Origin of the sequence: Blautia acetica (genome assembly GCF_038739805.1) — a bacterium.
Lineage (GTDB): Bacteria > Bacillota > Clostridia > Lachnospirales > Lachnospiraceae > Blautia.
In genome coordinates this window covers 13,173-29,115 of the sequence record NZ_JBBEWO010000022.1, presented here as the reverse complement: position 1 = coordinate 29,115, position 15,943 = coordinate 13,173, and the positions used below count along the sequence as shown (strand labels likewise).

The following is a 15,943-nucleotide window of genomic DNA, read 5'->3' as shown; positions in this document are numbered from 1 at the left end:
GGGACTGTTCCGGCAGCCCCCTTTCTTTCTTCTCTTATTTCATTTTTTTCATATCTTTTAATTTTAAGGGTTTTCCGTAATGCATTACAGAAATACTGTATATCTTTGAAGCTATGGCTGCAGCCACTACAATTGTAACAGCCAAAACGGCAAGGGAAACACCGATTTGTACCGGCTCGATTTCTCCTGTCAACAGTTTAAAAGGTACTGCAAAAGGAGAGGATATGGGCAGGTACAGGGCCAGATCTGTTAAGGTACTGCTGCCTCCTCCTGCAATGGAAGTAAAATATCCTAAGTAAAAACCAAGGATTGCAACAATGGAAACCGGAAGCAGGGCTGCGTTTAAGTCTTCAATTCTGCTGACTGCTGCACCACATACGGAATTCAGCACTGCATACAGCGCATAGCCCAGTATAAAGTACACAAGCAGCAAAATTACCGTACCTGCAGAAACAGAAATTCCGGAAAGCTGAATTCCACCCAGCTGTACATCGTTGGGCAACAGATATTTATAACACAATCCGCCAAAGACCAGGAGGCCTCCCAGCTGCAAAAGCCCCACAACACCCATGCCCAGACATTTTCCTGCTAAAATCCTGGAAGGTTTTGCTGAGACAATCAGTGTTTCCATAACTCTGGAGGTTTTTTCGGCAGCTACGGACATAGCCACCCCATTTCCATAATAATAAACCGCAAAGAACATAACAATAGTCATAAAAACACCGAGAATATAGCCTGTTATATCCATCTCTCCTGCATATTCTTCCGTATAGGACAGGGGCGTCTGTATGACTTTTATCTGCTGCTCTCCCACGCCCAACTCGCGGAGGGACTGGGACTGCATAATTTGGTCACAGACAGCTGCTGTATTTTTCGCACTGATTCCTTTCATAAAATTTGCATTGACCACATGTACCACTGGCTGTCCGTCTGTCTTTTCAATATAAATAAGAGAATCGTCTTCTTTCTCCTTAATTTCCTGTTTCAAGGTTTCCAGATTTTCGTTCTCTGCAATCTGGAAATCAAGTTCCGGATACAGTTCCTGAAACATTTCAAGATTTTGCTGAAAAATCCCCACTTCATCCAGAAGATAACAGGTACCTTTTTTCTCATGGTCTGCTTTTTCCGTGGACTTTTCTCCTGTAAATGCTGTAAAGACTCTGGGAACGGCGCACAACAGCAGCACGGCTGCCATAATGATAATGGTTGAAATCCAAAACGCTTTTTTGCGGATTCCTTCTTTTAAGGTATAGACAAACACAATCAGCATTTGTTTCATCTGCTCTCACCTGCCTTTTTCACAAAAATTTCCTGTAAGGATGGTTCCATAATCTGAAATTTCAAAGGGTAAATTTCTTCTGCCAGCATATGTTTCAAAAAACAGCAGGCCATCTCCTCGCTCTGAATCTTATACTCTGTCTCCGCGGCTCTTTCCTCGAAAACCTCCAGACCTTCCTGCCTTGCAATATCCCTGACATCCTTTTCCGCAGAAACAATCAGATTGCTTCGTCCATACGCCCTTTTGATATCTTTCAGAGTGCCGTTTAAAAGAGTTTTCCCTCTGTCCAGAATCACAAGATTTTTACAGTATTCCTCCACCGTTTCCATTTGATGGGTACTAAGTATGATATATTTGCCTTCCTTTACCAGCTTTTTTACCAGATTCCGCAGCACTACGGCATTTACCGGATCCAGACCGGAAAAAGGTTCATCCAGAAAAATCAACTGCGGTCTGTGTATAATAGCTGCAATCAGCTGAATCTTCTGCTGATTTCCCTTTGACAGCTTTTCTGCCTGCATGTTCTGGTACTCTGTCACCTGAAGCTGTTCCATAAGTTCCTGCGCCGATTGTTTCGCCTCTGCTTTCTTCATGCCTCTGAGCATGCCAAAATAAATCAACTGTTCCAGAACCTTTGCTTTCATATAAATGCCTCTTTCTTCCGGCAGATATCCGAAAGCCAGGGTATCCCTGGTAATTTTCTTTCCATTCCAGAGTGCCTTTCCTTCATCCGGCTGCATAATACCCAGAATGCTGCGTATGGTTGTGGTTTTCCCTGCACCATTGGTTCCCAGCAGTCCAAATACTCCCGGCTCCTCCATGACAAAATTCAGATGATGAATCGCTGTTTTTTCTCCAAACCGCTTTGTCAGATTCTCTACTGTAAGTCCCATAATCTCACGCTCCTCTCACCTTTTCTTCTCATACTCATACCAGTATATCAATGTCTGTGCAGACCAGACGACGCCCAGTATCACAAAAGGAAGATTGCTCATCTCATAGACATTGGCTGCGCACAGAAGTATAACAAAAATAATCAGGTTAATAAACTGATTGTAATAATAAGCATAATATCCCGCCCGAAAACTTCTGAGCTGTTCTCTTTCGTCACAACTGGCCAGCCATTCTTTGTCAAAATTCCAGCTTAGGATATTTCCTTTTTTCTCCGGGTTCATCTGCTTCTGGTAATACACGACCCTGCTCACCCAGAACAGAGTCCAGAACGTAGTAGCTACGAAAAAGAGAACAGATATGGTAGACATCCCATCATGTGCTGCCATGCAGGGTCCTCCCATACACATGACAAAAATGATAAACACCGAAAGAAAGTTCTGAACTCGCCCTACATATTTCTCTAATGCTTCTGTTTCTTCTTCATCATCCTGATTCCAGCGTTTAAATTTGTACCTCACAGTTCCCACACCAACAGGTGCTGCCACGCATAGCAAAGTGCAAAGAACTATCAAAATCCAGGGCGCATAGTTTCCCACAGAATCGGAAATCCGATTCAGCACCTGGCTCACAGATTCTCCATAGAAAAGAAAGAACACCGTTCCCGCCCCTCCTATAAAACCGCCGCACGAAAGCATAATCACCATTTGTATCAAGGCTGTCTTCCTATCGGTTTCCTTTTTCTTCTTATTCCTGTTCATCGTTCTCATCCTCCTCATACTGAAATATTTCTTCCACCGTTACGGAGCATTCCTTTGCAATCCGCAGAGCAAGGGTTACGGAAGGCGAATAATCGCCCCTCTCTATCAGACTGATCGTCTGCCGTGAAGCACCTACCCGTTTTCCCAGTTCCTGCTGATTAATGCCAAGCCTTGCCCGGTATTCTTTCAGACGGTTATATAGCGGCATACGCACTGCCTCCTTGACTTATTTTCTTGTCATATTGACAACTTTATTTGTCATTATTATAGCAAATGACAAATAAAGTTGTCAATTATTTTTTTCGCAAAAAAAGAGAATGCTGTTTGCAACAACATCCTCTTTCATCTTCGATTGATTCCCGATACAAAACCGATATCAGCCTTTGATACCTCCGGTAACACCGCCAATAATCTTCTCTGACAGGAAAATATAGAGAATAAAGGTTGGCAGGAATACAATGACAACGGCTGCAAACATACCGGCCCAGTTTCCTGTATATTGCATAGACTGCAGCATGCCATAAAGACCTACCGCTACCGGACGGAGTTCATCACTGTTTGCAAAAATCAGAGACAGGAAGTACTCGTTCCAGATATTGATAAAGTTAAAAATCGTAACTGTAACAATTCCAGACTGAGCCATCAGGAACATAATTTTCCAGAAAGTCTTCACCGGAGGACAGCCGTCAATGGCTGCAGCCTCTTCGTAAGTTCTGGATAAGTTGGCAAAAAAGGTAAGCAGGAAAATGGTTGTATAGGGAATGTTAATTCCGATATACAGGAAAATCAGCGTTGCCTTACTTGCCACTACGTTGTTTAAAATTCCCATATTTGCTACCAGACAGAAAAGCGGCAGCACAATCATGGTAATGGGAACACCCATAGCAGACACGAAACCGGTCTGAATAATCTTATTCCCTATAAAGGTAAATCTTGCCAGCACATAAGCAGCCGGTGCGCAGATAAGAATCAGCAATGTACAGGATATTACCGAATACAGCAGGGAGTTCATAAAGAAGGTGGCTACGCCGCCGGAGCCCCATGCCTTTGCATAATTTTCAAAATGCAGCCCCGTAGGGAACTTCAGTGCTTTTCCCGCAAAAATATCCGTTGTGGTGGACAAACTTGCAGCCAGAATCCAGCCCAGAAGCATAAGCGTAAACGCTACCCACAAAAGAATAATAATATATCCGGGAGCAAGTTTCAGTTCTTTTTTCCAGTTAATTTTATCTTTGACTATTTTCTTTTCTTTCGCCATGAACCTGTCCTCCCTTCTAAAATTCCAAATCATCATCTTTTACCAGTGCGTTGCAGATGGTAAAGATTAAAACAACACAGATACAAAGAATAATACCAATGGCCGCACCATATCCTGCATTACGCTCTGTCACCGCATTTCCGGCGCCAAAAATCTGAGAATACATATACTGTACTGGAACAATGGTGGCTTTATTGGCTGTAACAGAAGAGAACAGCTGTGACCATACAAAGAAACCTGCTGTGCTTACAGACCACATAGTAATATTTGTCTTAAAGACACCTTTTAACAATGGCAGTGTCATATAACGAAACTGATTGATTTTGTTTGCTCCGTCCAAAGTTGCCGCTTCATAAAAGTCCGGGCTGATTCGCTCAATACCGCTCATCCAGATAAGCATGTGATAACCAATCATACCAAAGCAGTAAGCAAACAGCAGAGCCCAGAATACATGGTCCGGAGCCGTCCACTGGGTTTTTGCCAGTTCGTGAAGTCCCAGTTTATCCAGAACGTTCTTAAGAAGACCAAACTTAGGGCTATATACATACTGCAGCCACATGGTAGCCAGAGCCACAGCACTTACAATATTGGGCAGATAAATAATGGCGCGGAAGATTTTCTTTCCCCGGATTCCGCTGGTTAAAATAACGGCAAACAGCAGGGAAACTGTCATAACAATGATACCGCCTAAAAGCCATATTTTTCCAATATTCATCATGGAGGTTCTGAAAATATCAGTTGCAAATAATTTCTGGTAGTTTTCTATTCCCACGAATTTCCACAAATCCACACTGTCTGTCACAGAAGAAATCTTAAAAAAACTCATAATAACGGTTCTGACAATGGGATATAAGAATACAGCCAGGAAAATCAGAACTGCCGGGGCAAGAAAACCGATAATCATTCCTTTATTTTTTTTCATGCGGGTATCTCCTTAATATTCAAAAAGAAATATGGTGGCAGCGCGCTGTACGCTCATGCCACCATATCTTTTATACTTCTTATTCTCCTGCTGCTGATTTACAGGATTTTACAAATTCATCAGCAGACATGTCGCCAGCCATAAGTTTTACTGTGTTTTCGTTTAATACAGGTGTCAGGTCGCCATTGTTTTCAGCGCCAACAGCCCAGTCATAGTATGTAGCTGTTGCTTCAAACCCAGGTTTTACCGCCTCAAGTTCTGTTGGCCATGCATCAGAGTTTGCTTTGTCAGCCGGAATGGAAAGAGACTGCTCTGTCATCTTCTTATCAAATTCCCCGGTTGTGATATAAGTAATCAGCTCCATAGCCTCTTCTGCCATCTTGGATTCTTTGTTAATGGCAAATACCTGATTGGCAATGTTGTTTGCCGTATTGTCATCTGTTCCGTCTTTTACAGATGGGTAGTTGAAGTATCCCCATGTCAAATCTTCTGCTACAGACGCTTTGATTTCGTTTGGCAGCCAGGATCCGCAGATAATAATTGCTGCTTCTCCAGGGGCAAATTCCTGATTCTGTCCTGCCGGATATACGTTAGACGCAATATTTTCGGAGAAGTACCCTTTCTTAGCAAAGTCTTCAATGTCTTTTGCTGCCTGAGCAACTCTTGGGTCATCCCAGTTTACATCTTCCACTTCGCCTGCGTCAATTTTTTCCTGAATAGCCGGGTCATTCACTAAGGCTTTTACGCCATCCTGTCCCAGATAACGTCCCAGATGATATCCCATAAAGGAAGTCATATAAGTGGTATCACCTGTGATTGGTGTAATTCCCGCTTCTTTTAATTTCGCACAGGCTGCATCAAATTCTTCCCATGTAGTCGGCGCTGCTGCAATGCCTGCTTTATCAAATAAAGTCTGGTTATAGAAGAAACCGAAAATAGAGGGCTGATACGGAATGGATTTTAATGTTCCGCCTGCTGCATTACGGGCAATAGCAAACAGTGTTTCATTTCCATGCTCTGCCTCATAATCTTTTGCCAGCTCTTCCAAATCCATCAGATAGCTTCCCCAGGAACCGTTTACACGGTTTACATCCTCGTCAAACAAGTCGATGGTCTGCTTAGCATCCAATGCAGGCTGTAAACCTTCACGCTGTCCGTTACGTCCTTTAAACTGTACGTCTACCTTAACTCCTGTGTCTTCTGTGTACTTGTCCACAGCTTCCTGAATCACTTTTGCCTGCGGCTCCTCTTCACTCCACATGGACCAGTAAACCAGTTCTTTTCCCCCGTCCTTGCCGCTGTCGGCGCCGCCGGATGTTTCTTTATCTCCGCCGCCTCCGCAGGCTGCCAGAGAAGCTACCATCATTCACAAAGAACTGCACTCAAAACTTTCTTTTTCATGAAAATTCCTCCTTACATTATATACGTTCTTTCTTATGCACTTATAATAGCATAATTTTGCACAAATAACTTTGTATTATCCTGCACTATTTTTGTATTATCAACATTATTTTTGCCACTTTTCCAACTCCAGTTTTTATTTTTACGTCATACTCTATATTTTTCATTTGTTTTCTCCATTTTTTTATCTATTATGACAAATACCAAGAGAACTCCGAAACTGATTCCCAGCAAAAGAAAGATTCCAGGTACGCTGATGTCTCCCAGAAATAAACCGGAAGCATTGACTGCAAAATGACACCATATGGCTGCACTGAGTTTTCCGTATCTTTTCACAACAGTTCCCAACAGCAGACCTGCCAGAAAAGCATAAGAGGACTGCACAAGATTCCCATGCATCAGAGCAAAAAGAACGGCCTGCAGCACATTGGCTGCTGCAAAGGGCAGTTCCTCTTGTAAAATCCGCAGGGTTACGCCGCGAAAGACCATTTCCTCTGTCAAAGGAGCAAACACCACCGTATACAGCACAGAAAAGACAGACGGTGCAAACACCCCCAGATTTTCCAGCACCTGCGCATAAGATTCCATTGCTTTTGGAAACACCACTTGCATACCGGCCAGCAGCAGACTGACAATCATCTGAAAAATCACACCCACAGCCAGAAGTTTTACTGCTGCGCCCAGGGAAAACCTTCTCTCCTGCCCGCTGGTTTCTTTCTTCTTTTTCTGCAGCCACAGATATCCCAGGAGAAAAGTAACGCCATTCGCCAGCACGGAAATGACGTAGGGCAGTTCTCCCCCTGTTGCCCATAAAGGCCCTTTTCCAGTCAAAACCCCTGTCAAAAGAAACAGGATGCTGACGACGCTCTGCATTCCCAGCCAGAGAAGCATAGGAAGCAGACTCTTTAAAATGCATATAACCTTTTTCATCTGTTCTTATCCTCTATCCAGTTCCTGAAAGTGAAAGGACTTTCTGCCCTCTGCATAGTCCGCCACAATCTGTCCCTGTCCATACAGCTTGTATTTATAAGTAACCAGGCCTTCCAGCCCCACCGGGCCTCTGGCATGAATTTTTCCGGTACTGATCCCCACCTCTGCTCCAAAGCCATAACGGAAACCGTCGGCAAATCTGGTGGAACAGTTCTGATACACGCCTGCGGAATCCACAAGCTGCATAAACGTTTCTGCGTGCTCCGGATTTTCCGTAAGAATACAGTCTGTGTGATGGGAGCCGTAAGTATTGATATGGCGAACGGCTTCCTCCAGGCTGTCTACCAGTTTTACAGACAGTACCATGTCCAGATATTCCGTGTGAAATTCTGCTTCCTCCATGATTTCGCAGTCTATATACTGACTTGCTTCCAAAGTTCCCCGCAGGCTCACTCCCGCCGCTCTTAAAGCCGCTTCTGCTTTGGGAAGAAATTCTTCTGCAATCCTCCGGTGTACCAGCAGGGTTTCCGTAGCATTGCAGGCCGCTGTGTACTGGGTCTTGGCGTCTACGAGAACCGGCAGCGCTTTTTCCATATCATAGTCCTCATCTACATAAGTATGACACACGCCGTCTGCATGTCCCATAACGGGAATCTTGGTGTGGTTCATAATATACTGTACAAACTGGTTGGAACCTCTGGGAATCAGCAAATCCACACAGTCATGGCAGGAAAGCAGTTCATCAATTTCATTGTGCTGCTCTGCCTGCAAAAGGCAGCCAGATGGCAGGCCGCAGTCTGTAACTGTCTGATAAATGATTCCAAAAAGAACTTTATTGGTGGCTGCGGTCTCACGACCTCCTTTTAAAACTGCGCAATTGCCGCTCTTGATACAAAGAGAGGAGATCTGCACCAGAGCATCCGGTCTTGCCTCAAAAATAATGCCAATCACTCCAATGGGGCAGGTCACCCGGTACAAGTTCAGATGGTCGTCTAATTGTCTGGAAAGCTGCACCTGGGATAAAGGATCCGGAAGTTTTACCAGTTCTTTGATTCCGCTGATAACATCAGCCAGTTTATGCGCATCAAATTTCAGCCGTTTCTGTACAGACTGGGGCAGGCCGGACTCTGCTGCCGCTTCCAGGTCTTTCTGATTGGCTTCAAAGATTTTTTCTTTCTGCTGCTGCAGCGCCTCTGCCACTGCCAACAGCGCCTGATTTCTGGTCTCCAAAGAAAGCGCTGCCATCTTTGGGCTGTCCTCTTTCATTTTTTTCACTTCACTTCTGATATCCATGGTTTTACCGCCCTTCTTTACTTTTTCTCTTTAACTTGATAAATAGATGTACTTATTATATATGGAAAGTTTCCATTATGCAATCTACATCTGCTTTCTCACAATTTTATACTCATCGTTCATCTGAAAATAGGGACAGTGGTAGAAACTGTCGGAAAGGAAACGGCTCATTTCGTCTTCATCCAGATTTACATCACAGATATAATAGCCAAATTCCTCATCATATATGTAATTGCTGCAGTATTCACAGCTGGTTGTCCCCTGTTTTTTCTTACTCATATTCATCCCGTCCTTTTCCTTCATTCTGTATGTTTTAGATATACCAAAATCTCTTCTTCTTGTCAATTTTTAATGAAAAGAATGAAAAACAGATTCTTTCATTGCAAATAAAACAGGGAGTGTTATAATTAGCCTTGAACTTTATATAATCTTTATCTTTTTCTTATTATATTTACACATTTTTAATGCTTATGGAGGTTCTTATGAAGATTATAATTGTGGGCTGCGGCAAGATAGGATGTACCCTTGCAGCACAGCTCAGTTACGAACAACACGACCTGGTCGTGGTTGACACAAATCCGCTGAAAATCCAGCAGCTTTCCGAAACCATTGACGTCATGGGACTGGCTGGAAACGGCTCCAGTGTCAACGTTTTGTCAGAAGCCGGCATTGAGGAGGCGGACATGCTGATTGCCGTTACCGGCTCGGATGAATTAAACCTGTTGTGCTGTGTCATTGCCAAAAAGGTGAGCAAATGCCACACCATTGCCCGTGTGCGTAATCCGATTTACAATAAAGAAAGGAACTTTATCAGAAAAAGCCTTGGAATTTCCATGATTATCAATCCGGAATATTCCGCAGCCATGGAAATGTTCCGTCTTCTGCGCTTTCCTTCTGCTATTAAGCTGGACACCTTTGCCAAAGGAAGAGTGGAGCTTTTGAAATTTAAGCTGCTGCCCGAATTTCGTCTGGACGGCTTGTCTATTATGCAAATGGTAGACAAACTCCGGTGCAATATTCTGGTCTGCGGTGTAGAAAGAGGGAATGAAGTGTTTATTCCTTCCGGTAACTTTGTACTGCAAAACGGCGACCGCATTTCTATTGTGGCCTCTGTAAAAAATTCGGCTGCCTTTTTCAAAAAAATCGGCGTGCATACCCAGCAGGTAAAAAACGCTCTGATTGTAGGCGGCGGTACTCTTGGCTATTATCTCGCTACTCTGCTGTCGGAATTAAAAGTCGATGTACGGATTGTAGAATCCAAAATTGCCCGCTGCGAGGAATTAAGCCAGCTTCTGCCGGAAACTACCATCATCTGCGGTGACGGTACAGATAAAAAGCTGCTGCTTGAGGAGGGACTGGCCCAGACAGAGGCCTTTGTGACCCTTACTAATATGGATGAGGAAAACATTCTGCTGTCTCTGTTTGCCAAGAAAAACTCCAATGCCAAGCTGATTACCAAGGTCACCCGCATTGCCTTTGACGATATTGTGGAGGAACTGGATCTGGGAAGTGTGATTTATCCCAAAAATATTACAGCAGACTATATTCTGCGCTATGTCCGGGCTATGGAAAATTCCATCAGCAGCAACAACGTAGAAACGCTGTACCACATTCTGGACGGACATGCGGAAGCTCTGGAGTTTGCAGTAAAAGAGTCCTCCAGTATTACGGATGTCCCCTTAAGCCAGCTGAACCTCAAAGACAACCTTCTCATTGCCTGTATCAACCACAACGGCAACATCCTGATTCCCAAAGGACAGGATAAAATCCAGGTGGGCGATACCGTCATTGTGGTAACCACGATAGAAGGCTTAAACGATTTGAAAGATATTTTGAAAAAGTAGAGGGCAGAGGAATGAATTACGCAATTGTTAAATTTATTATTGGCAAAGTCCTGTACTTTGAGGCAGCTTTTATGATGCTGCCCTGTGTCACTGCCATTATTTACCAGGAAGAAAGCGGCTGGGCCTTCTTCTTTACAGCCCTCTTGTGCGTGCTCATTGGCGCTGTGCTTACCAGAAAAAGTCCAAAAAACTCTGTTTTTTATGTAAAAGAGGGATTTGTAACCGTTGCCCTGAGCTGGATTGTCATGAGCCTTATGGGCGGAATTCCTTTTCTCATAGGAGGCGTTATGACAAACCCGGTGGACGCTCTTTTTGAGACAGTATCCGGCTTTACCACCACCGGAGCCAGTATTCTCGCAGACGTGGAAATTGTGCCGAAGTGTATGCTGATGTGGAGAAGTTTTACCCACTGGATTGGCGGTATGGGGGTATTGGTGTTCCTGCTTTCTTTCATGCACACCCATGGCAGCGGTTCCCATATGAACCTGATGAAAGCAGAAAGCCCCGGGCCTTCTGTAGGCAAACTCATGCCCACGGTACAGTCCACAGCAAAAGTCCTTTACTTTATTTACATTTTTATGACTATCCTGGAGATTCTTTTTCTGCTTCTGGGCGGCATGCCTTTGTTTGATACGCTGACAATCACCTTTGGCACAGCCGGTACGGGCGGCTTCGGTATTAAAAATGACAGCATTGCCGGCTACTCCCCTTACCTGCAAGTGGTAGTCACAGTTTTCATGATTTTATTTGGAATTAACTTTAACGCCTACTTCCTAATTTTGTGCAGAAAATTCCGTCAGTCCTTTAAGATGGAAGAAGTCCGGTGTTATCTCGGTATTATTCTGGTAACTACAGCCTTTATTACCTTTAATATTCGGAATATCTATGACACCTTCGGAGACGCTCTGCGCCATGCGGCTTTCCAGGTAGGTTCCATTATTACCACCACCGGATATGCCACTACGGACTTTAACAACTGGCCGGAAGCGTCCAGAACCATTCTGGTACTGCTGATGTTTGTAGGCGCCTGTGCGGGAAGCACCGGAGGCGGTATTAAGGTGTCCCGTTTCGTGATTTTGATTAAAACCATCAAAAAGGAACTGCACACCCTGCTTCATCCCCGCAGTGTGCGGAAACTGAAAATGGACGGGCATACCCTGGAACATGAAGTTGTACGTGCTACCAATGTATTCCTCATTGCCTATGTACTGGTATTTTCTTTTTCTGTACTTTTGGTGGGATTCGATAATTTCGATATGATTACCAACTTCACAGCCGTGGCCTCTGCACTGAATAATATCGGCCCCGGACTGGAACTGGTGGGACCGACCCAGAACTTCGGTCTGTTTTCTAACGGCGCCAAGCTGGTGCTGACCTTTGATATGCTTGCGGGACGTCTGGAATTGTTCCCCATGCTTTTGTTATTTGTAAGAGATACCTGGAAACGGTATTAAAATTTTGCAGCAAAAAAGGCTATCGCTTGAAGTGCATGTAAAACGATAGCCTTTTTTGTTTGCTGTTTTTCTGTATTTTCTTAAAACTGTACCTGGATTTTCGTTCCTTTTCCCGGCTCGCTGCTCAGAAGAATTTCCGCGTGATGGAGCATTGCACCGTGCTTTACAATGGCAAGTCCCAGCCCGGTGCCTCCGGTCTGGCGGGAATGGCTTTTATCCACCCTGTAAAACCGTTCAAAAATACGCTCCTGCTCTTCTTTGGCAATTCCGATTCCATTGTCTTCTACCGTGAAAATCACATGTTCCTTCTCTTTTGCCAGAAGAACCTTTACATATCCACCTTCTTTGTTATATTTAATGGCGTTATCCACAAGATTATACAACATCTCGTATAAAATGTGGCGTACTCCATATATCTCTGCACTCTTTCCCTCTGTAAAAATGGTGACCTGTTTCCGCTTAGACGGCAACATGAGGTTCTGACAGATATCCTGCACCACTTCATACAAATCCACGGTTTCAAAGGGCATTTCCCCGCTCTTTTCATCCAGCTTGGAAATCTCAATAATATCCTGTACCAGACTGGTCAGGCGGCTGGCCTCGTCATAAATCCTGCCTGCAAATTCCGGCACATCCTGGGGACGCACCATCTCATTTTTCATCAGTTCCGCATATCCTGAAATGGACATCAGAGGGGTTTTCAGTTCATGGGACACATTTGCAGAAAATTCCCGGCGTACGGTTTCCGCCTGCCGCAGTTCTTCCACCTGCTGGGCAATCTGCCGGTTCTGCTGGTCCACACGGTTTAAAAGAGGACGCAGTTCTTCGTATTCCACATGTTCCAGAGGATGTTCCAAATCCAACTGATTGATAGGCTCTATGAGTTTCTTGGTCTGCCTCTCCATAAGACAGAAGCCAAGCGCCAAAATTGCCAGCAAAAGAATTCCCATCAGGGCAAAGCTGGAAAACATGGTATGAAAAACGCTTTCTGTAGTCTTCGCCACCCCCAGAATATTCCCGCTGTTCAGCTTAACGGCATAGTAGTAGGTCTGCTGGGAAAGGGACTCTGAATAGCGCATGACTTCTCCGGTTCCATCTTCCTGTACCTTTTCAAATCCGGGACTGCCGGTACGATTTTCCTCCTGGTCAGCGTACTGCTCAGAATCATACAGAACGGTTCCGTCCGGCGCCGTGAGGGTAATCCGACTGGTTGTCAGATTTCCGGTCTCTTCCGTGAGATACTCCTCTCCTATCTTCTCTATGGCATATCGGATATACTCTACCTCATTTTTTACATCCTGCCTCATATAACTGTTGTATTTTTCATACATAATAACACTGGCTGCGGTAAAAGTCAGAAGCATGCTCAGAGCCACCAGAAACCCTATATTATTCATGATTCTCTGCTTCATTGCCTGTCTCCTATGCGATACCCCACACCCCGGACAGTTTCTATGAGATAACCGGATTCTCCCAGCTTCTGCCGCAATGTCCGGATATGTACGTCTACGGTTCTGGTTTCACCTGCAAATTCATATCCCCAGATACGCTCCAGAATCTGGTCCCGGCTGACTACCAGCCCCTGGTTCTCCATCAGGTAACGGAGCAGTTCAAATTCCTTTAAAGTCAGTTCCACTGCCCGTTCATTATCAAAAACCTGATGGCGCTCCACATGGACCTTCAACCCCTTAAAACGATATTCCTGTTTCTGAGAATGTTTTTTGGTTCTGCGCAGCACCGCTTTCACCCTTGCAATAAATTCCATCATACCAAAAGGCTTTGTAATATAATCGTCTGCACCGCCGTCCAGTCCACGTACTTTGTCGTATTCCGCTTCTTTTGCCGTTACCATAATAATAGGAATTTCACTGGTCTCCGGGCTCTGCTTCAGCTTCTCCAGAATACGGTAGCCGTCTTCTCCCGGCAGCATAATATCTAACAGAATCAATTCCGGCACTTCCTCTTTCAGCGCTTTCTTCAGTTCTTTTCCATCGCTTAAACCTCTGGCCTCAAATCCTGTGGTTCCAAGAGTGTATACCAGCAGTTCCCTGATATTCCGTTCATCCTCCACACAATAAATCATCTCTGTATCCTACTCCTTCTTGGTATCCCCCGTTTGCATCTCCTTACGGCAGAGAATACTGCTTCCTTGTCTCTTCCATTCTGCGCTGAAAGGCTTCATTTTCTTCTTTTTTCATGGCATTTAAGTAACTGTGGGTATCAAAGCTGTCCTCTGCCACCTGAGAAACGCACACTGCAATGTTGGAGCAATGGTCTGCAATCCGCTCCAGGCTGGTCAGCACATCCGACAGTATAAAACCCTGCTCAATGGTACAAGTACCTTCCCGCAGTCTGCGCACATGGCGGTTTTTCAGTTCCATGTTCAGTTCATCTATGATTTCTTCCAGAGGCTCTACCTGCTTTGCCAGCTCTCTGTCTTTTTCTTCAAAAACCTGGTAGGAAGTATTTACAATATCTGCCACTGCCCTGCTGATAACTTTCAGTTCTTCCAGAGCCTTCTTAGAAAAGTGTATTCCTTTTTCATGGAGTTCTCTGGCGGATTCCATAATATTTACCGCATGGTCAGAAATTCTCTCAAAATCTCCAATGCAGTGCAGAATGATGGATAAATCTCTGCTGTCCTGCTGCGTCAAATCCTTCTGCCCCAGCTTCACCAGATAACTTCCCAGCGCATCCTCATACGCATCCACCCGTTTTTCTTCTTCTGTCACTGCTTTTTCCTGTTCGGGATTGTACTCCCTAAATAGGGAAAAGGCTGTAAAAAGCGCATTCTTAGATGTATCCGCCATACGCTTTGCCACGTTGCGGCTCTGTTCCATGGCAAAAGCTGGCTGCTCCAGAAAACGAATGTCTAAAAGCTGAGCACCATCTGACTGTGCGGTTTCTTCTTTTTCATCGCGGATGGTAAGACAGGCCAGTTTTTCCAGACCTTTGGAAAATGGCAGAAGCACAGCGGTAGCAAAAACATTAAAAGCACTGTGGGCAACGGCAATGCCTGCTGCATTGGCTGCATGGTCCAAAAAGCTGAACTTAAAAACCAGATTCAGACCGTAGAATATCACCAGAAATACCGTTGTGCCAATGATATTGAAATACAGATGTACCATAGCGGCGCGCTTTGCGTTTTTCTTTGCGCCAATGGCAGACAACAAAGCCGTCACACAGGTACCGATGTTCTGTCCCAAAATAATGGGAATGGCTGCTCCGTAGCTGACAGCCCCTGTGACACAGAGGGCCTGCAGAATCCCCACGGACGCAGAAGAACTTTGAATCACAGCCGTCAAAAGGGCGCCGGCCAGCATACCCAGCAGAGGATTGCTGAATGCGGTCAGAATTCCCGTGAATTCTGGTACGTCTGCCAGAGGTTTCACTGCTGCGCTCATGCTGTCCATACCGTACATCAGCACGGCAAATCCCAGAAAAATGGTTCCCAAATCTTTCTTCCGCTCACTTTTGGCAAACAATAAGAAAGCTACACCTATCATGGCCAGAACCGGCGAAAAAGATGCAGGCTTAAACAACTGAACAAAAAAATTATCGCTCTCAATACCGGAAAGGCTGAGAATCCAGGAAGTCACCGTGGTTCCGATATTGGCTCCCATAATGACGCCTACTGCCTGGGAAAGTTTCATAATGCCGGAGTTTACAAACCCCACTACCATAACTGTGGTGGCAGAGGAAGACTGTATCACTGCCGTTACCAGGGCACCCAGCCCTACTGCTTTTAAAGGATTGGAGGTAAGGCTTTCCAGAATCTTCTCCATCTTTCCACCGGAAACCTTTGCCAGACCATCTCCCATAACATGCATCCCATATAAGAAAAGGGCAAGACCTCCTATCATACTTAAAATGCTAAAAAAATCCATAATTTTCTCCTTCTGTACGGTAT

General features: G+C 44.7%; 15 protein-coding genes. 2 read left to right on the top strand and 13 right to left on the bottom strand.

Annotated elements, in window-relative coordinates:
* Positions 1-34: 34 nt before the first annotated feature.
* The 10 genes from WBS51_RS12990 to WBS51_RS12945 form a co-directional block, all read right to left on the bottom strand.
* Positions 35-1,279, bottom strand: a complete 1,245-nt coding sequence (locus WBS51_RS12990; protein ID WP_294461450.1) for an ABC transporter permease — start codon at positions 1,277-1,279, stop codon at positions 35-37.
* Complete coding sequence (locus tag WBS51_RS12985) at positions 1,276-2,172, bottom strand: ABC transporter ATP-binding protein (RefSeq protein ID WP_294461448.1); 897 nt, start codon at positions 2,170-2,172, stop codon at positions 1,276-1,278. The genes WBS51_RS12990 and WBS51_RS12985 overlap by 4 nt, the downstream gene beginning before the upstream one ends.
* A gap of 15 nt (positions 2,173-2,187) precedes the next feature.
* Positions 2,188-2,931, bottom strand: coding sequence for a DUF3169 family protein (locus WBS51_RS12980; RefSeq protein ID WP_294461446.1), 744 nt, complete (start codon positions 2,929-2,931; stop codon positions 2,188-2,190).
* A complete protein-coding gene (locus WBS51_RS12975; protein ID WP_173748946.1) occupies positions 2,918-3,139 on the bottom strand; it encodes a helix-turn-helix transcriptional regulator in 222 nt (73 codons plus the stop codon). The genes WBS51_RS12980 and WBS51_RS12975 overlap by 14 nt, the downstream gene beginning before the upstream one ends.
* 168 nt (positions 3,140-3,307) lie before the next feature.
* Entirely contained in the window at positions 3,308-4,189 is an 882-nt protein-coding gene (locus tag WBS51_RS12970; protein ID WP_294461441.1) for a carbohydrate ABC transporter permease, read from the bottom strand.
* A 16-nt stretch (positions 4,190-4,205) separates the two neighbouring features.
* Positions 4,206-5,111, bottom strand: coding sequence for a carbohydrate ABC transporter permease (locus WBS51_RS12965; RefSeq protein WP_173748944.1), 906 nt, complete (start codon positions 5,109-5,111; stop codon positions 4,206-4,208).
* Positions 5,112-5,190: 79 nt separating this feature from the next.
* Entirely contained in the window at positions 5,191-6,477 is a 1,287-nt protein-coding gene (locus WBS51_RS12960) for an ABC transporter substrate-binding protein (protein ID WP_173748943.1), read from the bottom strand.
* A 182-nt stretch (positions 6,478-6,659) separates the two neighbouring features.
* The gene (locus WBS51_RS12955; protein ID WP_173748942.1) at positions 6,660-7,442 is read right to left on the bottom strand and encodes a CPBP family intramembrane glutamic endopeptidase; all 783 of its coding nucleotides are present in this window, start codon (positions 7,440-7,442) and stop codon (positions 6,660-6,662) included.
* Positions 7,443-7,448: 6 nt separating this feature from the next.
* A complete protein-coding gene (locus WBS51_RS12950) occupies positions 7,449-8,735 on the bottom strand; it encodes a glutamate-5-semialdehyde dehydrogenase (protein WP_173748941.1) in 1,287 nt (428 codons plus the stop codon).
* A gap of 84 nt (positions 8,736-8,819) precedes the next feature.
* Entirely contained in the window at positions 8,820-9,014 is a 195-nt protein-coding gene (locus tag WBS51_RS12945; protein ID WP_173748940.1) for a DUF6472 family protein, read from the bottom strand.
* A 203-nt stretch (positions 9,015-9,217) separates the two neighbouring features.
* Between WBS51_RS12945 and trkA the strand changes: the two genes are divergently transcribed.
* Positions 9,218-10,579, top strand: a complete 1,362-nt coding sequence (trkA, locus tag WBS51_RS12940) for a Trk system potassium transporter TrkA (protein WP_173748939.1) — start codon at positions 9,218-9,220, stop codon at positions 10,577-10,579.
* Positions 10,580-10,590: 11 nt separating this feature from the next.
* Positions 10,591-12,033 carry a TrkH family potassium uptake protein gene (locus WBS51_RS12935; protein ID WP_294461431.1) on the top strand — a complete coding sequence of 481 codons (1,443 nt, stop codon included), beginning with the start codon at positions 10,591-10,593 and terminating at the stop codon, positions 12,031-12,033.
* 80 nt (positions 12,034-12,113) lie between these two features.
* Here the strand turns inward: WBS51_RS12935 and WBS51_RS12930 are convergent, their stop codons facing one another.
* The 3 genes from WBS51_RS12930 to WBS51_RS12920 are packed head-to-tail and all read right to left on the bottom strand — an operon-like array spanning position 12,114 to position 15,920.
* Positions 12,114-13,445 carry a sensor histidine kinase gene (locus tag WBS51_RS12930; protein ID WP_173748937.1) on the bottom strand — a complete coding sequence of 444 codons (1,332 nt, stop codon included), beginning with the start codon at positions 13,443-13,445 and terminating at the stop codon, positions 12,114-12,116.
* Positions 13,442-14,116, bottom strand: a complete 675-nt coding sequence (locus tag WBS51_RS12925) for a winged helix-turn-helix domain-containing protein (protein WP_173748936.1) — start codon at positions 14,114-14,116, stop codon at positions 13,442-13,444. Before WBS51_RS12925 ends, WBS51_RS12930 begins: the two co-directional genes overlap by 4 nt.
* Before the next feature lie 43 nt (positions 14,117-14,159).
* On the bottom strand, positions 14,160-15,920 hold the full coding sequence (locus WBS51_RS12920; protein WP_173748935.1) for a Na/Pi cotransporter family protein: 1,761 nt from the start codon (positions 15,918-15,920) through the stop codon (positions 14,160-14,162).
* Positions 15,921-15,943: the final 23 nt, after the last annotated feature.